Raw genomic sequence first — 21661 nt, 5'->3', positions numbered from 1 at the left:
AGCAGGCGTCGAGAAGACCCTGTCCTCCATCCGTGATGCGGGCGCACACGGCGTAGGAGGTGGAGGGAGGGGTGGAAGGGATCGCGAGGAGGCCTGACGGCTCAGCGCATGCCGTGGAACTCTTCGACGCTCTTGAGGCCCGACTTCGCGCCGTGGCACACGGCGCACGAGGCGCGCCCCGTGGCCGGGACACGGGACACCATCGCGTAGCTCAGCTCGCCTTCGCTCCAGCTGATGACGCTCAGGCCCCGGACGGTACGCGTGGTGAACTTCATGTTCCGGAACAGCTCGGTGCGAGTCGCATCCGCCGGGGTGCCCGCCGCGTACCGGGGGGCGATGCCCAGGCTGACCTGCTCGCCGTTGCGCTGGAAGCTCACGACGGCCGCCGTGGCACCTTCCAACTGAACCAGCCGCCCGCCGTTGAACACGAGCTTCGAGTCCTCCAGCCTCGGCAGCACGACCTGGAAGCCGACACGCTCGGTGAGCCACCGGGACAGCTCGGCCGCGTTGTGGCCCTCCACGTCCAGCGGGAGGACTCCCGCAGCCAACCCCTCATGCGCCCAGGCCGAGGCCTCCTCCAGCGAGGCCGCATGCACCGGCGCGGGACGGAGCAGGGTGAAGACGACGAGCGCCACGGCCGCGGCGGCTCCCATGGCCGCGAGCACCGGGGCCCACCGCCTCACGGTCCCGCGACGCCCGGCCATGCTCCGGATCGACGCCTCCAGCGCGCGTGGAACCGGCGCGGGGACATACGCGGAGGACACCGTGCGCAGAAATCCTCGGAGCGAGCGGGCCGCCTTCGCGCAGTCCGGGCACTCCGAGAAGTGGCGCTCGAAGTCCTGTGACGAGAGGGGTGTGCGCTCGCCATCGGTCCAGGCCGAGAGCCAGCTGCGCACGTTGTCACAGGACGCCGTCATCTCACTTCTCGCTTGTGCGCCGGAGCGTTTCCGCCCTGCATCAGGGGCACCAGGACTGCCTTCAGCGCCTCCCGGCCCCGGTGGAGGCGCGACATCACCGTTCCAACTGGGAGATCGAGCACTTGCGCGATCTCTTTGTACGACAACCCCTGGAGGTCGCGCAGCACCACCACCTCACGGAGTTTTGCCGGCAACAATTCTATCGCCGAATCGAGCTGAGCGCTCGTGACGGCATGCCAGGTCTCTTCCTCGTGGAGTGAAATGGGCACCTCCACCGAGTCATCGTCCAACTCCAGCTCGGCGTGGCGGCCTCGATCCCGAAGCCGCGTCCGGAAGAGGTTGTGGAGGATCGTCAGCAGCCACGCCTTGAGCGAGGTGCCCGGTTCGAAGCGATCGGCGGCATTGAGCGCCCGCACGTACGTGTCGTGCGTGAGATCCTGCGCCTCGGCCGGGTCTCGGCACAGACGCAGGGCGGTGTCGTGAAGCGCGGCCAGGTGGCCAAGCGCTTCACGATCGAACGCGGGATCCCGAGAGGGCTGGGGTCGTCGGCTCCACATGCTGGAACGTCGCGCTGCCTCCTCAGTGCTTGCCGTACTCCATCTTCACGCCCTTGCGCTGAGCCATGATGTAGGCCTCCATGTTCTTCATCCGAGGATCATCCTCGGCCAGAGGCTTGCCGCGCACCGGGTTCTCGATGCACCAGTTGATCATATCCCGGAGCAGGGCGACCTTGCCCAGCTGAACCTGGTACTTCGGGTACGTCTCCGGGTGCGTGTTCGAGGCGTCCGGGTGGCACATGTCACAGGAGATGGCCACCGTGCCGCCCAGGGTCTTCGCGTCGTGGAACACGCGCTTGCCCTCGGCCACGGCCTGCTCGGTGGACTCCTTCCAGATGGCCTCGTCCCGGGCGCTGAAGGCGCCGTAGGTGTGACCGTCCTGGGTGTTCGAGGCGCCCTTGCGAGCAGCCTCCTGAGCGCCGGAGGCTGCCGTCGTGCCTTCCTTCTTCACCGGCGCGGCGGCGGCCGGAGGCGTCGCCGGAGGGGTGGCCTGGGCGACGAGCTGACCGGGCGGATCCCAGTTCGCGTTCGGGTTCTTCTTGAGCCACTGCTCCATGAGCTGGTCGGAGATCTCCTGGCCCTTCTCACGGGTGATGGCGGAGGGATCCTTGACGCCCTTCACCTCCATCGTCGTCTCTCCGTCGCACAGCGCGACGACGACGTCGCCGTCCTTGGAGCGGGGGACGCGATGCTGAGGGGTGGGGCTCTCCGCGAAGGCCGTCTGCCAGGTGGCGAGGCCGCCGAGTCCGAGCCCGAGTCCGAGCGCTGCGAGGCTGAATGTCTTTCGCATGTGCATGGTGGCCAGGTCCTAGTAGGGGGGAAGCCGGGAGGCGGGGGGACGATCCTGCTTGCCGTTGCTGGTCAGGTAGCTGGCCTTCACGGTGACCGGATCGCGGTCCCACAGGTTGTAGAGCTTGTCGGCCAGCCCGGCCTCGAGCACGTCGATGCGCCCGTCGCCGCAGCCGTCGAAGGCGCTGAAGGGATCCGGCCGGTTCATCGGGACGGTCAGCGAGGGCAGGCCCTCGGGCGCGTACGGCCACGGCCACGCCGTGGACAGCAAGCCGTGGAACGAGATGTTCGCGATCTGGTTCGAGAGCATCTGGTGCGTGTGGCCGTGGATCACCGTCACGTTCTTGAACGGCTTGAGGATCGCCTGGACTTCGTCCGCGTCATCCGTCCAGAAGTTCCACTGCTTGTAGTACTTGTAGAGCGGCGAGTGGCTGAACACGACCAGCGGCGTGTTCTTGTCCACCTTGGCCAGGTCCGCCTTGAGCCACTCGCGGCCGGCGGTGCCCACCTCGAAGCGCGACTGCAGGCCGTTGTCCAGGCCGGCCACCGTCTGCATGCGCTCCATGGGCGTCATCCCACGGGCGGTCCAGAAGTCCTTCTCGTTCACGCTCATCAGCGTGACGAAGTGCACGCCCTTGTGATCGAACGAGTACTGCGGCTCGCCGAACAGCGTGCGCCAGTGCTCGCCCATGTCCAGGAACCAGTCGTGCTCGCCGACCATCATCTTCACCGGCGCCTTCAGGCTCTTGAGGATCTGCCGGCCCAGGTCGAGCTCCTCCTTCTGCCCGAGCTGCGCCAGATCTCCGCCGTAGAGGACGAAGTCCGGTTGGGGATCCAGGCGGTTCACGTCGTCCACCGCGCGGGTGAGTGAGCGCACGAACCGGTCGTTGAGATCCTCGCGGTACAGGTGCGAGTCCGAGATGTACGCGAAGGAGAACTTGGGCTTCGCGCTCGGGGTGGCCGCCTCCGCCACGCTGATGAGCTGGAAGCTCTGCGGCGTCAACAGCCCCTTCCCGGCGGCGATGCCGGCCGACAGCCCCGCCAGCCGCATGAAGCCGCGGCGGTCCATCTTCCGCAGTCCGTCGAAGAAGGAGTCGCGCTCTTCGTAATGCTTCGTCTCGATGCTCTTCACGCCTTTGCGCATGTCACTTCTCCGCGGTCTTGACCGACCCGTACAGCCCCAGCTCGGCCGGATTCTTGATGTCGGGGTTGGGGGCGAGGTCGCCCAGGTGACCCTTCTTGCCCGTGGCCGCGGCCGTGTCCCGCTCCGGTCGCTTGGTCTTCTTCGCTTTCTGGCTGGCCAGCTCCTTCTTCTCCAGCGCCTGGAAGTCGTCCGAAGTGAGGGCGAACATGAACGCCACCAGATCGTCGATCTCCGGCTCGGTGAGGCCCAGACGCTGGATGCCGCCGTCCAGGTACGGGTTGGCGATGCCGCCCTTGTTGTAGTGGTCCATCACGTCCCACAGGGTGGCGAACGAGCCGTCATGCATGTACGGCCCCGTCACGCCGATGTTGCGCAGCGTGGGCGTCTTGAACGAGCCGATGTCGTTCTCCTTCCGCGTCACCAGGAAGCGGCCCAGCTCGGAGAACTTGGACTGCAGCGCCAGCTCGTCGATCTGCTTCTCGTCACCGGCCCGGACGACGCGCAGCGCCTCGGTGGCCAGCTGCACGAAGTCCTGCTTGTGCGCCGCCACGCCGATGTTGTGGAACTTCTGGTCCGAGAAGAGCGGGGAGACCGCGTTGCCCGCGTGGCAGGAGTTGCAGCGCCCCTTGCCGTTGAAGAGCGCCCAGCCGTTCTTCTCCGAAGCGGTCAGCGCCTTCGAGTCCCCCGCGAGATACCGATCGAAGCGGGAGTTGCCCGACAGCTTCGTCCGCTCGAAGGCGGCGATGGCGCTGGCGATGTCCTCATAGGTGGCGTCGCGGCCATTGAGCTGCTTGAAAGCGCTGGCGTACTCGGGGATGCCGCGCACCTTGGTGACGACGGCGTCCGGCGAGGCCATGCCCATCTCGATGGGATTCAGGATGGGCAGCTGCGCCTGATCCTCGAGCGTCCCGGCCCGGCCATCCCAGAACTGGGTCGCCAGGAAGAGGGCGTTGAGGACGGTGGGGCTGTTGCGCTGGCCCACCTGGTTCTTGATGCCCACCGCCTGAGCCTTGCCGTCCGTGAAGGCCTTGGCTGGATCGTGGCAGGTGGCACAGCTCGTCGAGTCATCCGCCGAGAGCCGTTTGTCGTTGAACAGCTTCTCGCCCAGTGTCACCTGGGCAGGGGTAGGGGGCTTGGGAACCGTCAGCCGGTAGAGTTGGGGGGAAAGTCCAAGGGGGAGTGGGGGAGCGGTGTTGTCGCCCGCGAACGCCACGGTCGCCAACGTGAGTGCGCCTGCGAAGGAGATCGCTTTCATGGTCACCTCGTTCTGCTGAACTCCCTCGGGACCATTTATTCCGTGGATTTAACAGAAGGCGTGGACCGCCCCTCGGACGACGCCTGCCTGCCCTGGAGACTCCTCTCGGTCGACACATTTCTCGTGCTACAGTTTTGCGATAAGGGTGAACGAGTCGTTCATCGCGAGCGCCATGTCCGTCAGCACCAAGATCCTGTTGTTCGCAGCTGTAGGCATCGGCGTGACGTGCTTGCTGGGCAGCCTGCACCTCTATGGGGTGAGGACGGGACGCAGCGTCCGCGAGCGGGTGATCTCCTCCTATGATCAGTTCGAGAGCCTCGACCGGTGGGAGGACAGCGTCTGGCCCTACCTGAACGCCGTGAACCGGGCGCAGCAGGCCGGGCAGGACACCGAGCCCTTGCGGCACGCGCAGGAGGCGCTGGTGAACGCGGCGTGGGCGGAGATCCTCGGCCACATGGAGAACCGGGAAGAGGCCAATCTCCTGGACGACAGGCGTGAGGAACTCACGAGACTTCATGACGCAATGCTTCAATGGGGCGACCGCGTGGCGGCCCGGGTCCGCGCGGAGCCGGAGGGCTCGGCGCTGTCGTCCGCGCTGGAGTGGGAGCTCTTCCAGGACTACGCGCAGCACGTGGGCGTGCCCCTGTCTTCCATTCGGAAGGCCGAGCGCGAGGAGCTGGACGGGCTGCGGCTGTACTGGAACGGGTCCTTCAAGCGCGCCCTGCGCGTCGCGGGCCTGATGACGCTGGGCTGCGTCATCCTCATGGGCGCCTTTGCCTTGGGGATCCTCCTGCCCCTGAGACGCTCGCTGCGCACGCTGCAGGCCACCGCCGAGCGCATCGGGCACGGAGACTTCGACGTCTCGCTGCCTTTCATGGGCGGCGACGAGTTGGGGCTGTTGGCGCGGACGCTGGAGCGCATGGCCGGCGAACTGCGAGAGACCTTTCAGGAGAAGCAGCGGTTGATGAAGGCCGAGGCGGCCGAGCTGGAAGCGCGCTGGTACAGCGCCATGCTCGAGGACACGGTGCGCGCGCGCACCCGTGAACTCGAAGAGAGCATGAAGAAGCTCGAGGCCACCCAGGATCAGCTGCTCTTCTCGGAGCGGCTCGCGGCCGTGGGCCGGCTCGCGGCGGGAATTGGCCATGAGATCAACAATCCGCTCTCCTACATCCTCAGCAACCTCCGCTTCATCCGGAAGGCCGTCGAGGAGCCAGGGACTCCCTCTCCGGAGGATCGCCAGGATCTGGTGGACGCAGTCACCGAGGCGAACGAGGGCGCCGAGCGGGTCCGGCTCATCGTTCAGGATCTGAAGATGCTGTCCCGGCCGGACGATCTGGCGCTGGGGCCGGTGGATCTGGGCTCGGTGGTTCGCGGCACGGCGAAGATCGCCGCGCAGGAGCTGCGGGAGCGGGCGCGCCTGGTGGAGGAGTGTGAGGGCGCTCCGCTCGCATGGGGCAACGCGCCACGGTTGGGGCAGGTGCTGCTCAACCTGCTCATCAACGCCGCGCACGCCATCGAGAAGGGCAAGGTCGATCAGAACCAGGTACGCGTGGCGGCCAGGGAAGGGGAGCCCGGCTACGTCCTCGTCGAGGTGAGCGACACGGGGTGCGGCATTCCTCCCGAGAACCTGGGTCGCATCTTCGAGCCCTTCTTCACCACCAAGCCCGTGGGGGAGGGCACCGGGCTGGGGCTCCCGGTGTGCCAGAGCATCATCACCTCCCTCGGCGGCTCCCTCGAGGTGAAGAGCGAGGTGGGGCGTGGAACGACCTTCGTCATCCGCCTGCGCAGGGCTCCGGAGCCCGACCAGTCCGTGATCACCCCCGGACAGGCCTGAGCGGAGCCCCTCTCACGTGTCGTTTCAGGCCGCGTGTCCATCGGACCGTGGGGCGAGCTCCTGTCGTGTCTTGAACAGTGTGTGTAGAGTGTCAAGCGACGCTTGACGCTCCGGGATTGCGGCTTGTACCGTCCGCGCCCGTTTTCCCTCATCCCCCACACTTGCCGGAGGAGTTCATGTCCTGGCTGCGTGCAGTCGCTGTCTCCGCCACGGTCGTGTCGTTGAGCCTCGGAGCGGGTCCTGCTTCCGCCTCTCCGTCCTTCCGTACCTTGGATATCCCCACACGGGATGGCGTGGTCCTGACGGGCAACGTCTTCACACCCGATACGCCGGGGACGCACCCGGTGATCATCTTCATCACCAGCTGGTCGCTGCCCAGCATCGAGTACCTGGTCCAGGCTCAGCAGTTCGCCGAGGCCGGGTACGTCGCGCTCTCGTACACGCCTCGCGGTTTCTACACGTCCGGGGGTTCCATCGACACGGCCGGTCCCAAGGACATCACTGACGTGACGGATGTGATCACCTGGACGCTTGCTCACACGCCGTCGGATCCGGCACGCATCGGTCTTGCGGGCGTCTCTTACGGAGCGGGGATCAGCCTGCTGGGCTCGGCCTTCGACTCACGCGTCCGCGTGGTGGCCGCCGTGAGCGCCTGGACTGATCTCCAATACTCGCTGCTGGCGAACGAGACCCGTCACCAACAGGCGGCGGGGTTGCTGGCCCTCTCGGGCGAGCTGACGGGCAACCCGTCGGCCGAGCTGGAGCAGACGCTCGCGGACTACTTCGCCAACCGGAACCTGGACGGTATCAAGGCCTTTGCCAAGGTCCGCAGCGCGGCGACGTACGTGGATCGCATCAACGCGAGCCGCCCCGCAATCCTCATCGCCAACGCCTATGGTGACAGCCTGTTCGCGCCGAACCAGTTGGCCGATTTCTTCGGCAAGCTGACGGGGCCCAAGCGGCTCGAGCTGCGCCCCGGCGATCACGCCATCCCGGAGCTGACCGGCATCCTCGGGCTGCCCAATGACGCGTGGACCAGCGTGCACCGGTGGTTCGATCAGTACCTGCGCGGCGTGAACACCGGCATCAGCTCGGAGAATCCGGTGCAGCTGCAGATCCGGGGGCAGAGCACCTACGAGTCCTTCCCGTCCTGGAGCGCGCTCTCGACGAGCACCGCGCGCTACAACCTGGGCGAGGTGCACTGGTGGAGCAGTGAGGGAGATCTCGTGACGGGTTCGCAGGCCGGGTGGACCTCGACGATCGCGGCGGGCACGGACACGGTGGCCAACGGCGGCATCGTGCTGCTGTCGAACGGCGCCGAGGCGCTCACGGGGGAGCCGCCCTCGGCGTTCATCCCCTGGGTGGATCGTGGGAACGCGGGCGTGTGGCAGTCGGACTGGCTGACGAGCGATCGCCGCGTTCGAGGGGCCGCGCACCTGCACCTGACGGTGACTCCGGGCAGCTCCGGGCAGACCACGATCGTCGCCTATGTCTACGACACGGACTGGACGGGGATCGGGAGCCTGGTGACGCACGTGGCGTATACGATCCGCAATGCGGTGGCGGGCCAGGCCTATACGGTGGACACGGATTTCACGGCGACGGCCTACGACGTGCCGAGCGGTCACCGGCTCTCGCTCGTCATCGACACCGTGGACCCGCTCTATGGCGACAAGGCGCCGTTGTTCTCTTCGGTGAAGTTCTCCTCGCCGACGAACAACCCGTCCTACGTGTCGCTGCCGCTGAAGTGACCTGAAGCGTGCCGCGCCGAGCCTGTTCTCGGCGCGGTGGGGGGCTGATAGGGGCCCGCTATCAGTGACATCGAAACGATGTCTTGGGCAAATCAGCGCGAGCTCTCTACTTTTCCTGGCGTCAACCACTCGCCAGGAGAAGACGCTTGCCGACGCGTTCGCAGCTGACCACCGAAGCCGGAGCCCCCGTCGCCGACAACCAACACTCGCAGACGGCAGGCCCCTCGGGCCCCGTGCTGCTGCAGGATCACCACCTGCTGGAGAAGCTGGCCCGCTTCAACCGCGAGCGCATCCCCGAGCGCGTGGTGCACGCGGTGGGCTCGGGCGCCTACGGCTATTTCGAGGTAACGAACCCGGACGTGTCGCGCTGGACGCGGATGAAGGTGTTCAGCCAGAAGGACAAGCGCACCGAGGTCTTCCTGCGCTTCTCCACCGTGGCTGGCTCCAAGGGCGCGCCGGACACCGCGAGGGATCCGCGCGGCTTCGCGGTCCGCTTCTACACCGAGGATGGCAACTGGGACGTGGTGGGCAACAACACGCCGGTCTTCTTCCTGCGTGACGGCATCAAGTTCCCGGACTTCATCCACTCTCAGAAGTACGACCCGTATACCAACTGCCAGGAGCCCAACAACGCCTGGGACTTCTTCTCGTACTCGCCCGAGGCCACGCACCAGTTCACCTGGCTCTACGGCGACCGGGGGATTCCCTCCACGCTGCGGCACATGGATGGGTTCGGCTCGCACACCTTCCAGTGGGTGAACGCGGTGGGCGAGCGCTTCTGGGTGAAGTTCCACTTCAAGACCGACCAGGGCATCCGCACCCTCACCTCCGAGGAGGCGGCCGCCATCGGCGGGCGTGATCCGCAGTACCACCAGCGCGATCTGTACGCGGCGATCGAGCGGGGCGAGTTCCCCTCGTGGACGCTCAAGGTGCAGGTGATGCCCGAGGCGGATGCGCCCACCTACCGCTTCAACCCGTTCGATCTCACCAAGGTGTGGCCGTACAAGGACTACCCCCTCATCGAGGTGGGCCGGCTGGTGCTGAACCGGGCTCCGGACAACTACTTCGCCGACGTGGAGCAGGCAGCGCTGGATCCCTCCAACTTCGTGCCGGGGATCGGGCCCTCGCCGGATCGCATGCTGCAGGCGCGCCTCTTCGCGTACGGGGATGCGCAGCGGTACCGGCTCGGCATCAACGGGACGCGGTTGCCGGTGAACTCGCCCAAGGGCGTTCCGGGAGGTGCTCGCAACTACGGCCGTGATGGCGCCATGGCCTTCGATGGCAACGGAGGGCGGAGCCGGAACTACGAGCCGAACAGCTACGACGGGCCCGTGCAGTCGAACGAGGGCCCGGGCGTGGGGGTCCCCGTCTCGGGCGTCACGGGCACCTATGTGCCGGTGCGGCACGCCGAGGACAATGACTTCGTGCAGGCCGGGATGCTGTACCGGGTGATGAGTGAGGAGGCTCGCGAGCGGCTGGTGACGAACATCGCGGGCAGTCTGGCGCAGGTGACGCGTGACGACATCATCGCGCGGTGCATCTCCCACTTCCGCAACGCCGACGAGGAGTACGGCGCTCGGGTGGCGACGGCCGTCCACAGGCTGCGGAACTCCCGCTGAGCCTGTCTCCCCGCTGGCAACTTCCCATTCTCGAACCGAGGACTTCTCATGAAGACGACACGTACCCAGGATTCGCAGGAGATGGAGCTGGACCCCCAAGTGACGGCGCTGGCCCAGGCGGCGTTCAATTGCGCGAGGGTAGGGGAGACGGACCGGCTGGCCTGGCTGCTGGAGGCCGGCGTCCCCGTCAATCTCTGCAACGAGCGGGGAGACACGCTGCTGATGCTGACGAGCTACCTGGGCCGTGTCGAGGCCACGCGGCTCCTGCTCGAGAAGAAGGCCGATCCGGAGCGCCCCAATGATCGCGGGCAGATGCCGCTGGCGGGCGCGGCCTTCAAGGGAGATGTCGCGATTGCGCGCCTCCTGCTGGACCACGGCGCCCAGGTCGACAACGCGGGGCCGGATGGCAAGACGGCGCTCATGTTCGCGGCCATGTTCGACAGGTTGGAGGTGCTCGAGTTGCTGCTCTCGCGCGGCGCGGTGGCGGAGCGCCAGGATGAAGGGGGACGCACGGCGATCGACTACGCGCGGGCCATGGGAGCCCAGCGCACGCTGGAGCGGCTCACCGCCCAATAGGGGGGACTGCCTGTTGTGGCACCCATCCGCGTGGATCAATTCACGGAATAATTTGTTTTATGGCAATTCGGTGAAACCCGGCGCGGCGGAGGTGAATGTACTATTGGTCGCTTGTCGACACTCCGCTGTGAGTGCAACGCTCATGACCCTTTTTTGCTCTGGGAGTCGTGAATGGCGTTGAGGCCTGCAGGGTCTTTCCGGTTCGTCGTGGCGTTGCTCTTCGTGCAGGTGTTCAGCGCGTGTGGAGGTGATCCGAAACCTCCTCCTCCCGAAGGCGATACCACGGCACCAACGACCCAGGCGCAGCCGGCCGGAGGCTCATTTACCTCCGCGATCTCCGTGGCGCTGACGTGTACGGATCAGGGAGGGAGCGGGTGCTCGGCGACGCACTACACCACCGATGGCTCGGCTCCCACGCAGAGTTCCCCGCGATACAGCGCCCCGATTGCCATCGCGGCCACCACCACACTCAAGTTCTTCTCGGTGGATGGGGCTGGGAACACGGAGTCGGTGAAGACGGAGGTCTATACCTTCACCACCACTCCCACCGATACGACGGCTCCGGTCGTGAGCGCCTCGCCGGTGGGGGGGACCTACACCTCGTCTCAGATGGTCACGCTCACGTGTGATGACGGAGCGGGCAGCGGGTGCGCCTCGGTTCGCTACACCACGGACGGCAGTGCGCCGACGGCGGCTTCCGCTGCTTACTCGTCCCCGATCGCGATCACGGCGAACACGACGCTGAAGTTCATCGGCATCGACAACGCCGGCAACACCAGTGCGGTCAGCACCGAGACGTACGTCATCAACGTCGATAACGTCGATACGGCGGCACCGACGGTGGTGGCCAGTCCCGTGGGAGGGACTTACACGAGCGTGCAGAGCGTCACGCTCACCTGTGACGACGGGTCGGGCAGTGGGTGCGCGTCCATCCGCTACACCACGGATGGCAGCACCCCGACGGCTTCCTCCGCGGCCTATGCTGCGCCGATCTCGATCTCAGCGAACACGACGCTGAAGTTCATCGGTATCGACAACGCGGGTAACACCAGCGCGGTGCGCACCGAGACGTACGTCATCAACATCAACGTTGATACAGCGGCACCGACGGTGGCGGCCAATCCCGTGGGAGGGACTTACACGAGCGTGCAGAGCGTCACGCTCACCTGTGACGACGGGTCGGGCAGTGGGTGCGCCTCGATTCGATACACCACGGATGGCAGCACCCCGACAGCTTCTTCCGCGGCCTATGCTGCGCCGATCTCGATCACGGCGAACACGACGCTGAAGTTCATTGGTATCGACAACGCAGGCAACACCAGCGCGGTGCGCACCGAGACGTACGTCATCAACGTCGATACAGCGGCACCGATGGTGGCGGCCAGTCCCACGGGAGGGACCTACACGAGCACGCTGAACGTCATTCTCACGTGCGACGATGGGTCGGGCAGTGGGTGCGCGTCCATCCGCTACACCACGGATGGCAGCACCCCGACGGCTTCCTCAGCGGCTTATGCAGCGCCGATCGCGATCACGGCGAACACGACGCTGAAGTTCATCGGCATCGACAACGCGGGCAACACCAGTGCGGTGCGCACCGAGACGTACGTGATCAATCTCGACACGGCGGCTCCCTCGGTTGCGGCGAGCCCCGTGGGTGGCACGTATAACAGCGTGCAGACTGTCGACCTGTCGTGTGATGACGGCTCGGGGAGCGGGTGCGCCTCGATTCGCTACACCACGGATGGCAGCACCCCGACGGCTTCCTCGTTGGTCTACTCGGGGCCGATCTTCATCACGGTGAACACGACACTGAAGTTCATCGGTATCGACAACGCGGGCAACATCAGCGCCGTCAGCACGGAGACGTACGTCATCACCATCGACGCGACGCCCCCCACTGTGGTGGCCAGTCCCGCCGGTGGGACTTACAACAGCGCGCAGAGCGTGACGCTCACGTGCGATGACGGGTCGGGCAGCGGGTGCTTCTCGATTCGATACACCACGGATGGCAGCACTCCGACGGCGTCTTCCTTGACGTACTCCTCACCGATCGCGATCACGGCGAACACGACGCTGAAGTTCATCGCCAACGACAACGCGAACAATACCAGCGCGGTGAGCACCGAGACGTACGTGATCGACATGGCGGCTCCGAGCGTGACGGCCAGCCCTTCGGGTGGGACGTACAACAGCGCGCAGAGCGTGACCCTGACCTGCGCCGATGGGTCCGGCAGTGGGTGCTCCTCGATTCACTACACCACGGACGGTAGCTCCCCGACGGCGTCCTCTCCGACGTACTCGGCGCCGATCGCGATCACGGCGAACACGACGCTGAAATTCGTCGCCAGCGACAACGCGGGCAACACCAGCGCGGTGGGGACGGAGACATACGTGATCGACACGGCGGCGCCCACTGTGACGGCCAGCCCGGCGGGTGGGACGTACACCAGTGCGCAGAGCGTCACGCTGACGTGCAACGACGGTTCCGGCAGTGGCTGCGCCTCGATTTACTACACCACGGACGGCAGCACCCCGACGGTGTCTTCGGCTGTGTACTCCGCGCCTATTTCGATCACGGCGAACACGACGCTGAAGTTCATCGGCATCGATAACGCGGGCAACACCAGCGCCGTGCGTACCGAGACGTACGTGGTTGATACGGTGGCTCCGACCGTGACGGCCAGCCCGGCGGGTGGGGCCTACCCCAGCTCTCGAAGCGTCACGCTGACCTGCGATGACGGTTCAGGCACCGGGTGCCTCTGGATCCGCTACACCACGGATGGCAGTACGCCGACAGCGTCCTCGACTCTGTACTCCACGCCGATCACGATCGCGACGAGCAGGTCATTGAAGTTCATCGGCAGGGACAATGCGGGCAACACCAGCGCGGTGCGCACCGAGACGTACGTCATCGACTCCGGTGCGCCGACGACCTCGGCCAGCCCTGTGGGCGGTCTCTATTCGACGGCCCAGACGGTCACGCTGTCCTGCTCCGATGGTTCGGGCTCCGGCTGCGCGGCCACGTACTACACGGTGGATGGCAGCACCCCGAGCACAGGCTCCTCGGTGTACACGGCGCCGCTGACCATCTCCGCCAACACCCTGCTGAAGTTCTTCTCCGTGGACCTGGTCGGCAATGCCGAGGCCGTGAAGAGCCAGCAGTACTTCATCGGAACCACTCCCGCGAGCACCTCCGTCCAGATCGGTGCGGTGCGCTCGGCGACCAATGGCACGGTGAACCTGCCCATCGCGGCGGCGCTCGTCACCTACGTCAAGCCGGCGGTCGGCTCGGACGCGGCCGGCTTCTTCCTCCAGGCCGAGCAGCCCGGACCTGCCGTTTTCATCGCGGTGGATCCCTCCACGCTCACTCCTGTTCCCACTGCGGGTGATCGCGTGTCGCTGACGGCGACCCAGAAGACCACGGTGTCCAGCATGGTCCACGTGACGGCGATCTCCGGTTACTCTCGCTCGGGCAGTGGCGAGTCGGTCTCTCCCCTCAGCGCGGATGTGAGCACGGTGGATGTGCCAGCCTCCTTGGCCAACTACGAGAGCGAGCTCATCTCCATCAGCGGCACCCTGAGCACCGCCTTCTCCTCTCCCTCGGCCGGCTATGTCGCCTCCAGCCTCACCACGGTCGGCACGCCCTCGGGCACCAACCTCCAGTTGCGTCTGCCCACGCTGCTGCAGGATCAGCTCGATGTGGCCAAGGACTGCAGCGTCACGGCCAATGCTCCGCTCTGGCGCACCAGCGCGGTCGCCCAGGCCTCCGGGTGGAAGCTCGAGGACATCACCGTCCTGGCCTGCCCGGCGCCCAAGGTGGTGTCGGCGGTCGCTCGAAGCGCCACGAGCGTCGCGGTCCAGTTCGACCGGCGCATTGCTCCGGCCAGCGTGCAGGCCAACGGCAGCCAGTTCACCTTCTCGGGAGGGCTGAGTGCCTCGGCGGCCTCGGTTCAGGATCGCGAGGTGGTGGTGACCACGGGCACCCAGACCAGCAGCCAGTCCTACACTGTCACGGTGAACACGAGCGTCACGGATACCCTGGGGACCGCCGTGAGCTCAACGGCGAACACCGCCACCTTCACCGGTTATGTGTCTCCCGCGACGCTGCGCATCTCCGAGGTGGCTCCCAACATCTCCAGCAGCCGGGACCTGGTCGAGCTGTTCGTGGTGCAGGGCGGCACCGTCGCCAACTTCACCATCCTGCAGGATCAGACCGTGTTCGCCACGCTCCCCTCCGTGGTGGTGGCTACCGGTGACGTCATCGTCGTGCACTTCACCCCCGACACCGGCGTCACGGACGCACCTGGCTCGGAGACGACCAGCAAGAACCAGTACCCTGCGGGGACCTACGCCAACAATTACGACAACGCGTGGGACTTCCACGGCACTGCGAACAACATCACCTACTCGGCGCGCATCCTCCGGGTGAAGAACGCTCAGGGTGTCACCCAGGACGGTGTCTCGTTCTCCCGCACGAGTGGTTCGCTGCCGGCGACCTTCTTCACGGAGCTTCAGTCTCTGCAGGCCGAGGGTCAGTGGCTGCCCGCCGACTGCAACGGTTCGCCTTGCTCGACCAACGCCGCGGCGACGGCAATCTCCGCCGTCTGGGAGGGCGTTGGCAACTCTCGTACGACCCCCACCGTGCGCCGGGTGTCCGCGACCGACACCAACATGGCGGCGGACTGGGCAGTGGGCGCCAGCTCTCTGGGCGTTGCCAACCCGTAGTCTCGTTCCTGGGAGGGACATCGTGCGGTGTCCCTCTCAGGTTCTGCCCTTCGGCATCTTAAGGAACTGGTACAGAGGCTCGTAGCCGTCTCCTTGCCCCCTGTCGGCCGAACTTGGTCCGAACTGGTACGACAGCCACACCACCTGGTGCCGGCTCCAGTCGGCAGGAGGTGCCTGTCGGCCGGACCTGTTCCGAACCGGTATGCCTGTCATACCAGTCGGTACTGGTCTCGCCCGGAAGGGGGCTCCTCCTCGGACTACCCCTGTCGGCCGAAGCTGTTCCGAACTGGTACGACAGCCAGACCGGAGGGGGCCGGTCTCGCCCGGAAGGGGGGCCTTTTCGGTGGGAGACGTGGCTCAGGAGGTGCGACCGCGCTTCCGAGGCGTCAGCACCACACGGGAGGTGGGGGTGATCAGCAGATCATCCTCCGTTGACGAGCCTTCCAGGCTCATCAGGGGGAGGACTTCCGCGCTCCAGCGGTCCGGCACCAGCCCACAGAGTTCCTCGAGCTGCCCTACGTGAGTCGGGCTGGACGACGTGACTGCGAAGGTCTCTGAGTCCCCACTGGGATCCCGGACGTTGACCCGGATCTTCATCACCTTGGACGAGAGGATCTCCATCACGGGGACCTTGCCCGCCACGATGGCCAGCCACACCGATGGGGCGAAGACGTGGAGGTCGATGAGCTGGATACCCGGATCCTCATCCTCGTCGAAGAACCTGCGGATGCCCGCCAGCGTCTGGACGAACGGGTGGATGGGATCCCACAGCCGGAACTTGCCCGAGGCCACCGGGCCGATGCACACGTGACGGAACCCCGCTCGGTCCGCCGCGCGCAGGGCCGTGGCCACGGCGGACTCGATGACGTCGAGCCTCCGCTCATCTTCCGGCTCGTTGCGCCGGCGGCGAAGCGTCTTGCTCTTGCTGGGGATACGTGCGGCCACGGCGAAAATGGGGGCCTTGGCGAAACGGAAGGCGTACGAATGCTCCTCTTTGCCGAACGCCTTCCACCGGTGTGCCCCGGTGTCCCTGATGAGCCTCTGGCGGTGTGCCGAATCCAGGAAGTCCCGTGCCTGGCTGCCATGGATGGGGACGTTGTCAGGCCTCCGGCCAACGCTGAGGATGACGCACTCGCCGTTGCCCGCAGTGGGAGGCTTCAGCGGCGCGTACCGGAGCCGCAGTCTCCGAGAGGATCCCTCCGGTTGCTGCAGGCCATCTGAGAGGCTGAAACCCAGCTCATCCGGCATCCATGCCACGGGCCTGGAGGCTTTGGGAGGGGCAGGGCTCCTGGGATGCCAGACCGCGTCGGTCAGTCGGCCAAGCATCTGCGGCAAATCCCCGTGGTCCTCGTAGAAGATGGGGACGATGCCCAACCGCTTCTGGAGGAACTGGATATCGAGCGTCTGCTCCTTCGACCGGATGAACAGCGCGAAGTGAGGATGGGGGCCGGGCCCGTAGTGGTGGGAGATCTCTCCGAACAGGTTGACCAGGTAGTCCTCGAGGATCCCCGAGCCCAGAAAGAGCAACGAGCGCCGAGAGAGGACCTCGGCAAAGGCGCGCCGGAAGTGGGCGTGGGCGTTGATGGCATGCTGGTACTGCTGGTGGCCCACCACCATCTGGCTGGCGAGTGCGAGCCGCCGGGGTTTGTCGAGGACGCCATGCTCCTCCAACTGGGAGAGTGGTGCCGCCTGTCCTCCCACGAAGCCCTGCAGCGCCCAGAGGATGGGCCGCGTCGGCGAGTCCAGCGAGCGGACGACCTGATGGCAATCCTCGACACTGCGCCCAAGCACCTCGGGGATATCCGTCTCGTCGAGCTGCTCTTCCTGGAGTCTGGCGGCCGAGCCCGTCCGGCTCTTGCCCGCCATCTCGCCAGGGCTGGACTGCTTCATGCGGCTGGCGATGAAGAGATCGTCGTAGTTCGTGGTCAGCACGAGCGGCCAGGAGCACCGCGCTAGCGCCTCCGTCTGATGCGGGATGATCCAGTGCCCCTCGTGCTTGCCCTCGTTGTTCAGCGCCTTGCGGTACGCCCGGATGCGCTTCTCCGTACCGTATGACGACAGGCCGACCACCGCCTTGTCCGCCAGCCGGTAGTAGTCCGCGGACTCCAGCGGAGGGTTCGGTTTTTCGTCCTTCGCCCGTTGGGGAACCTTCACTCCCGCTTCCTTGGAGAGGTTCAAGAGGAAGCGCAGCCACCCCGTGCACGTGGGCACGCTCATTCCCGAGCCGATGAATGGCACCAGGATCCCCCGCCGGTACGCGCTGGCGAGGTGCGGCAGGATGTCGTCGAACCCCAGCTCCTTCATGAGGCCCTCTCCTGACTGCTTGTTGCGAGCTCGCTCCTACACGGAGATGAGGCCCTTGCGGATGCCCTCGGTGACGGCCTCCACGCGGTTGGTCACCTCGAGCTTGCGGTAGATGTGCTCCAGGTGCGTGCGGATGGTCGCCTTGCTCAGGTTCAGCAGCTTCGCCGCCTCGCTGTTCGACACGCCCTTCGCGATGAGCTGAAGGATCTCCTTCTCTCGATCCGACAGCGGCTTGACCAGTGCCTCCTCCGCGGAGGCGGGCACTTCAGCGGTGGCCTCCGGTGCGGGCTCGGGCGCCGCCACAACCTCGGGAGCTGGCGCGGCCTCGGGTGAGGGCGGAGGAGGCTGCGTCGGCACTGGCGTGCTGTCCGGATCCACCCGGAAGTGCCGCAGCAGCCGCCGCGCCAGGTTCGGCTGGATCACCGTGCCTCCCGCGCGGACCTCCTTGATGGCCTCGATGATCTTGTCCACCGGCGCGCCCTTGAGCAGGTAGCCCGATGCTCCCGCCTTCACCGCCTCGAGGACTTTGTCCTCCTCGTCGAAGATGGTGAAGATGAGGATCTCCACCTTCGGGTAGCTGGCCTTCACCGCTCGCGTCACGTCGATGCCGCTCATGCGCGGCAGCCCCAAGTCCAGCAGGAGCACGTCCGGCATCGTCTTGGGCACCTCCTCGAGCGCGGCCTCGCCCGACAGCGCGGTGCCGATGATCTCGATGTCCTGGTGACCCTCCAGCAGGCGCAGCTGGTTCTTCAGGATCTTGGTCTGGTCCTCGACCACGAAGACGCGAATGGGGGCGCTGGGCGTCGTCGGCTGGGCTTCCACGGGGGCTCCGGTCATCACGAGGGGTTGCAGGGAAGGGAGAAGGACACCAGCGCTCCCGCGCCAGGCGTCGAGTCGACAATGATCTCGCCGCCCAGCTTCAAGGCTCGCTCGCGCATGTTCAACAGTCCGTAGTGGCCGCGCGGCGTCTTCCTGGGATCGAAGCCCTTGCCGTCGTCGCGCACGATCAGGTGCACCCGGCTGTCGCTGAAGTCCAGCTTCACGGTCACCACCCGGGCCTGTGCGTGCTTCGCCGCGTTGGACAGGCCCTCCTGGAGGATCCGGAAGAGGGCCAGCTGCGCGTCCGGAGACAGCTTGCGCGGCATCCCGGAGCGCTCGAAGCGGATGTCCAGCTGCGTCCGGTCCCGGAACGTCTTCACGTAGTCCTCCAGGCCCTGCGTCAGCTCGAAGTCCTCGCGCATCATCCGCAGGTTGCGCCGCAGCTCGTCGATCGATTCTTCCGCCGTCGCCTTCAGCTCGCCGATCTCGTCCCGCAGCGCCCCGTCCTTCGCCAGCCCGAGGATGTACTCCGCCTGGATGATCATCGACGAGAGCGACGCGCCCAGGCCGTCGTGGATCTCCCGGGCCATCCGGTTGCGCTCCTCCACGATGGCCAGCTCCTTCAGATCGCCCTGCAGCTCCACCACCTCGCGGTGCGCGGCGGCCTCCCGCTCGTTCAGGTACACCAGCACGTAGACGATGATGAAGTTGAGCGCCGAGTACCACAGCAGCGTCAGCAGCTCGATCGCCGTCACCGATCGGTTGAGCAACAGATCCAACCGCGTCGTCACCGGCAGCGCCAGCAGCGGAGGCAGGATCGCCAACGGCTTGGGGTAGAGGATGGCGAACAGCGTGGTGAACAGCAGCTGCGTGGCCAGCAGCGGGCTCTGGAGGCCTCCGCCCACCTGCGGCTTGACGATCAGCACCACCGCCGTGACCAGGTCCAGGCACAGCGTCAGGTACGTCACCCAGCGCCCCGCCTTCGGGTGATCGATGACCAGGAAGTTCGCGACGCTGTAGAGCAGCATCGTGAAGTACCCGGCGAAGGCCACCGGCCCGTTGACCCCGAAGTACCCCGACCAGGTCGGCACCGCGAGGATGAGCAGGCCCAGCGTCAGGAACATCATGCGCGCGTAGAACAGCGCACGCGCTCGGGCGACGAAGCGATCCTGTTCCCAGGACGCTGCCGCCTGCTCCGCGGAGACAGTGTCCGTGAGCTTGCGCCGTTGAAGCACCGCACGCACCTTGGCGCGCAGGTCGTTGGCCGGTTTCTCCCCGTCTCGGGCGAGGTCGGTTTCGGTCACGGTCGGCAGCTTAAGGGAGCAGCCGGGTTTCCGTGAATCCTGAGTCGTCGTATGCCCCCTCGTAGACCGAGGGAGCACTCCGAAGACCCGTTACTTCTTCTTCTTGGGAGCCGGGGTGGTGTCCGGCCCCGGAGCCGTCCCAGGCGTCTTGCCCCCGGTGGCGCAGGCCTTCTTGGCCTCGGGCTGGCGCTCGTAGACGAAGTCCAGGCGGTCGCGGGACTCGCCGGTGCGCTCGTCGAAGAGGGGAGTGCCGCCTGCGTACATCGTGCCCTCGGGGCTGCCGTAGCGGTCGAGCTTCTGGCTCTTCAGCCACTTGTCCAGGCAGGTCTCCTGGGCTTGCCGCTCTGCGTCGGAAAGGGGTGCGGTGGTGGCGCCCGCCGAGGTCTTCCCCGCGCCGGTGCCGGAATTCGTGCCTCCGCTCGTGCCGGCTGCCAGCCCGGCTCCGGTTCCCGTGCCGGAGTCCGGCTTCATTCCGCTGAGATCCACTCCCGCGGGAGGCTGCCCGGCGCTGGGGGAGGGCCCGGCGTCCTCGAGCTTCCTCCGGGCGTCGTCGGTGGCTCCCGTTGCGGGAGCGTGACCCTCCGCGTTGGAGGGGGTAGAGGCATCCTCCGCGTCCCGCATCTCGCCCGCGCTGCGGCAGCCCGAGAGGAGGAGGAGGGACAGCGAAAGGACGAGCGCGCCGGTCAGCTTTTTCATATGTCCTGGCAGGTCAGCCCCAAGGGCTGCACGGGATGGCGGTGAAGTGTGTTACCGAGTGTGGGACGTCGCGTCGCCGGAGGATATTCGTTCGGCCCTCCCGGGGAAGATTTGATGATGAGGAGTGTCACGTGAGCCGCCTTTCCGAGGCGCGAGTGCTGGTGGTAGGGGCAGGAGGGCTCGGCTGTCCGGCTTCTCTCGCCCTGGCTCATGCGGGGGTCGGTCACCTCACCGTGGCGGACCCGGATCGGGTGGACGTGACGAACCTCCACCGGCAGTTGTGGCACCGCACCTCGGACGTGGGCCGGCTCAAGGCCGAGTCCGCCGCCGCGGGCCTGTCGCGCGCCTTCCCGGAGTTGAACGCCGAGGCCCTCGCCGAGCGCGTGGACGCGGACAACGCCGAGGCCTTGTTCCGCGCGCACGATGTCGTCATCGACGCCACGGATGGCACGGCCACCAAGTTCTTCCTGTCCGATGTGGCGGTGGTGACCGGCGTGCCCCTCATCTACGGCGGCGTGCTGCGCATGCAGGGGCAGGCCCTGCGGATCGATCCCGGGGGCCCGTGCCTGCGCTGTCTCTACGAGGCGCCGCCACCGCCGGATGCCGTGCCCACTTGCGCGCAGGCCGGAGTGCTCGGCTCCATGGCGGGGCTCGTGGGTGCACTCCAGGCCATGCTCGCACTGGAGCGGCTGTCGGGGTTGCTCGGGCCGCCTCGCGGCGAAGCCGTGCTGCACGTCATTGATGGCGCGACGCTCTCGAGCCGGACGGTGCGTGTGGAGCGGGCGCCCGACTGTCCCAGCTGCGCTCCGGGACGGGTGCCGTCCCTGGTGGCTCCCGAGGAGGCCGCGCGATGCACGACGTGACCGCGACCCTCGACATCACCCGCGAGGTCTGCCCGATGACCTATGTGCGCACCAAGCTCAAGCTGGAGTCCCTGGGCGCGGGTGCGGTGCTGGAGGTGTTCCTCAAGGGCGACGAGCCGCTCAAGAACGTGCCTCGCAGCGCTCGCGAGGAGGGGCACGAGGTGTTGACCCTGGAGGCCCGGTCGGATGGTTCCCACCGGTTGCTGCTCCGCAAGTGTGGAAGGTGATCATGGCCAAGGTGCGTATCCCGACGATCCTGCGGAGCTTCACCCGCAATCAGGACCAGGTGACCGCTGGCGGCGCCACCGTGGGCGAAGTGCTCCGCGAACTGGAGCGGCTCTGCCCGGGCATCGGCCCGCGGCTCCTCGATGACAAGGGCGCCGTGCGCCGCTACGTGAACGTGTTCCTCAACGACGAGGACATCCGCTTCCTCCAGGAGCTGGACACTCCGGTGAAGGAGTCGGATCGCGTCACCCTCATCCCCGCGATGGCGGGCGGCTAGCCA

At 66.6% G+C, this 21661-nt stretch carries 17 protein-coding genes; 8 read left to right on the top strand and 9 right to left on the bottom strand.

Features of this window, described 5'->3' with window-relative positions; all coding sequences use genetic code 11:
• Window positions 1-101: 101 nt before the first annotated feature.
• From KY501_RS42980 to KY501_RS42960, 5 genes are read right to left on the bottom strand one after another with little or no spacing between them, the layout of a single operon-like run.
• A complete protein-coding gene (locus tag KY501_RS42980) occupies window positions 102-917 on the bottom strand; it encodes an anti-sigma factor family protein (protein WP_224370058.1) in 816 nt (271 codons plus the stop codon).
• Window positions 914-1474 (bottom strand): sigma-70 family RNA polymerase sigma factor, encoded by a 561-nt coding sequence (locus KY501_RS42975; RefSeq protein ID WP_224370056.1) that lies wholly within the window; start codon window positions 1472-1474, stop codon window positions 914-916. Before KY501_RS42975 ends, KY501_RS42980 begins: the two co-directional genes overlap by 4 nt.
• 22 nt (window positions 1475-1496) lie before the next feature.
• Window positions 1497-2264, bottom strand: a complete 768-nt coding sequence (locus KY501_RS42970) for a c-type cytochrome (protein WP_309243041.1) — start codon at window positions 2262-2264, stop codon at window positions 1497-1499.
• Window positions 2265-2282: 18 nt separating this feature from the next.
• Window positions 2283-3407, bottom strand: a complete 1125-nt coding sequence (locus KY501_RS42965; RefSeq protein ID WP_224370052.1) for a metallophosphoesterase family protein — start codon at window positions 3405-3407, stop codon at window positions 2283-2285.
• A 1-nt stretch (window position 3408) separates the two neighbouring features.
• Entirely contained in the window at window positions 3409-4662 is a 1254-nt protein-coding gene (locus KY501_RS42960) for a cytochrome-c peroxidase (RefSeq protein WP_224370050.1), read from the bottom strand.
• A gap of 145 nt (window positions 4663-4807) precedes the next feature.
• Here KY501_RS42960 and KY501_RS54090 point away from each other — a divergent pair, with 145 nt between their 5' ends.
• The 5 genes from KY501_RS54090 to KY501_RS42935 all read left to right on the top strand — a co-directional run bounded on the left by KY501_RS54090 (window position 4808) and on the right by KY501_RS42935 (window position 15170).
• On the top strand, window positions 4808-6496 hold the full coding sequence (locus KY501_RS54090; RefSeq protein WP_224370048.1) for a sensor histidine kinase: 1689 nt from the start codon (window positions 4808-4810) through the stop codon (window positions 6494-6496).
• 176 nt (window positions 6497-6672) lie between these two features.
• Entirely contained in the window at window positions 6673-8247 is a 1575-nt protein-coding gene (locus tag KY501_RS42950; RefSeq protein ID WP_224370046.1) for a CocE/NonD family hydrolase, read from the top strand.
• A 146-nt stretch (window positions 8248-8393) separates the two neighbouring features.
• Window positions 8394-9866, top strand: coding sequence for a catalase (locus KY501_RS42945; protein WP_224370044.1), 1473 nt, complete (start codon window positions 8394-8396; stop codon window positions 9864-9866).
• 48 nt (window positions 9867-9914) lie between these two features.
• Window positions 9915-10442, top strand: a complete 528-nt coding sequence (locus tag KY501_RS42940) for an ankyrin repeat domain-containing protein (RefSeq protein WP_224370042.1) — start codon at window positions 9915-9917, stop codon at window positions 10440-10442.
• Window positions 10443-10613: 171 nt separating this feature from the next.
• Window positions 10614-15170, top strand: coding sequence for a beta strand repeat-containing protein (locus KY501_RS42935; RefSeq protein ID WP_224370040.1), 4557 nt, complete (start codon window positions 10614-10616; stop codon window positions 15168-15170).
• A 357-nt stretch (window positions 15171-15527) separates the two neighbouring features.
• On the opposite strand, the gene KY501_RS42930 is transcribed toward KY501_RS42935, so the two are convergent.
• The 4 genes from KY501_RS42930 to KY501_RS42915 all read right to left on the bottom strand — a co-directional run bounded on the left by KY501_RS42930 (window position 15528) and on the right by KY501_RS42915 (window position 20293).
• On the bottom strand, window positions 15528-17474 hold the full coding sequence (locus KY501_RS42930) for an SIR2 family protein (RefSeq protein ID WP_224370038.1): 1947 nt from the start codon (window positions 17472-17474) through the stop codon (window positions 15528-15530).
• Window positions 17475-17510: 36 nt separating this feature from the next.
• Window positions 17511-18311, bottom strand: coding sequence for a response regulator transcription factor (locus KY501_RS42925; RefSeq protein ID WP_224370130.1), 801 nt, complete (start codon window positions 18309-18311; stop codon window positions 17511-17513).
• Window positions 18311-19597: a sensor histidine kinase gene (locus KY501_RS42920; RefSeq protein WP_224370036.1), complete on the bottom strand. Its 1287-nt coding sequence runs from the start codon at window positions 19595-19597 to the stop codon at window positions 18311-18313. Before KY501_RS42920 ends, KY501_RS42925 begins: the two co-directional genes overlap by 1 nt.
• Before the next feature lie 90 nt (window positions 19598-19687).
• Complete coding sequence (locus tag KY501_RS42915; protein WP_224370034.1) at window positions 19688-20293, bottom strand: hypothetical protein; 606 nt, start codon at window positions 20291-20293, stop codon at window positions 19688-19690.
• A gap of 131 nt (window positions 20294-20424) precedes the next feature.
• Between KY501_RS42915 and KY501_RS42910 the strand changes: the two genes are divergently transcribed.
• Genes KY501_RS42910 through KY501_RS42900 form a run of 3 tightly spaced genes read left to right on the top strand, consistent with a single transcriptional unit; the run spans window position 20425 to window position 21658 of the window.
• A complete protein-coding gene (locus KY501_RS42910; RefSeq protein ID WP_224370032.1) occupies window positions 20425-21156 on the top strand; it encodes a HesA/MoeB/ThiF family protein in 732 nt (243 codons plus the stop codon).
• On the top strand, window positions 21144-21383 hold the full coding sequence (locus KY501_RS42905; RefSeq protein WP_224370030.1) for a sulfurtransferase TusA family protein: 240 nt from the start codon (window positions 21144-21146) through the stop codon (window positions 21381-21383). The genes KY501_RS42910 and KY501_RS42905 overlap by 13 nt, the downstream gene beginning before the upstream one ends.
• A gap of 2 nt (window positions 21384-21385) precedes the next feature.
• Window positions 21386-21658, top strand: a complete 273-nt coding sequence (locus KY501_RS42900; RefSeq protein ID WP_224370029.1) for a MoaD/ThiS family protein — start codon at window positions 21386-21388, stop codon at window positions 21656-21658.
• Window positions 21659-21661 lie beyond the last annotated feature (3 nt).

Origin of the sequence: Hyalangium versicolor (assembly GCF_020103695.1) — a bacterium.
Lineage (GTDB): Bacteria > Myxococcota > Myxococcia > Myxococcales > Myxococcaceae > Hyalangium > Hyalangium versicolor.
The sequence above is the reverse complement of the archived record's forward strand: the minus strand, read 5'-3'. Positions and strand labels throughout refer to the sequence as shown.

Bases quoted from the DNA above. Each gene is read 5' to 3' on its own strand.
- KY501_RS42965 (WP_224370052.1), bottom strand. From the start codon at position 3,407: ATGCGCAAAGGCGTGAAGAGCATCGAGACGAAGCATTACGAAGAGCGC.
- KY501_RS42975 (WP_224370056.1), bottom strand. From the start codon at position 1,474: ATGTGGAGCCGACGACCCCAGCCCTCTCGGGATCCCGCGTTCGATCGT.
- KY501_RS42930 (WP_224370038.1), bottom strand. From the start codon at position 17,474: ATGAAGGAGCTGGGGTTCGACGACATCCTGCCGCACCTCGCCAGCGCG.
- KY501_RS42940 (WP_224370042.1), top strand. From the start codon at position 9,915: ATGAAGACGACACGTACCCAGGATTCGCAGGAGATGGAGCTGGACCCC.
- KY501_RS42960 (WP_224370050.1), bottom strand. From the start codon at position 4,662: ATGAAAGCGATCTCCTTCGCAGGCGCACTCACGTTGGCGACCGTGGCG.
- KY501_RS42905 (WP_224370030.1), top strand. From the start codon at position 21,144: ATGCACGACGTGACCGCGACCCTCGACATCACCCGCGAGGTCTGCCCG.
- KY501_RS42970 (WP_309243041.1), bottom strand. From the start codon at position 2,264: ATGCGAAAGACATTCAGCCTCGCAGCGCTCGGACTCGGGCTCGGACTC.
- KY501_RS42950 (WP_224370046.1), top strand. From the start codon at position 6,673: ATGTCCTGGCTGCGTGCAGTCGCTGTCTCCGCCACGGTCGTGTCGTTG.
- KY501_RS42935 (WP_224370040.1), top strand. From the start codon at position 10,614: ATGGCGTTGAGGCCTGCAGGGTCTTTCCGGTTCGTCGTGGCGTTGCTC.
- KY501_RS42980 (WP_224370058.1), bottom strand. From the start codon at position 917: ATGACGGCGTCCTGTGACAACGTGCGCAGCTGGCTCTCGGCCTGGACC.
- KY501_RS42900 (WP_224370029.1), top strand. From the start codon at position 21,386: ATGGCCAAGGTGCGTATCCCGACGATCCTGCGGAGCTTCACCCGCAAT.
- KY501_RS42915 (WP_224370034.1), bottom strand. From the start codon at position 20,293: ATGAAAAAGCTGACCGGCGCGCTCGTCCTTTCGCTGTCCCTCCTCCTC.
- KY501_RS42925 (WP_224370130.1), bottom strand. From the start codon at position 18,311: ATGACCGGAGCCCCCGTGGAAGCCCAGCCGACGACGCCCAGCGCCCCC.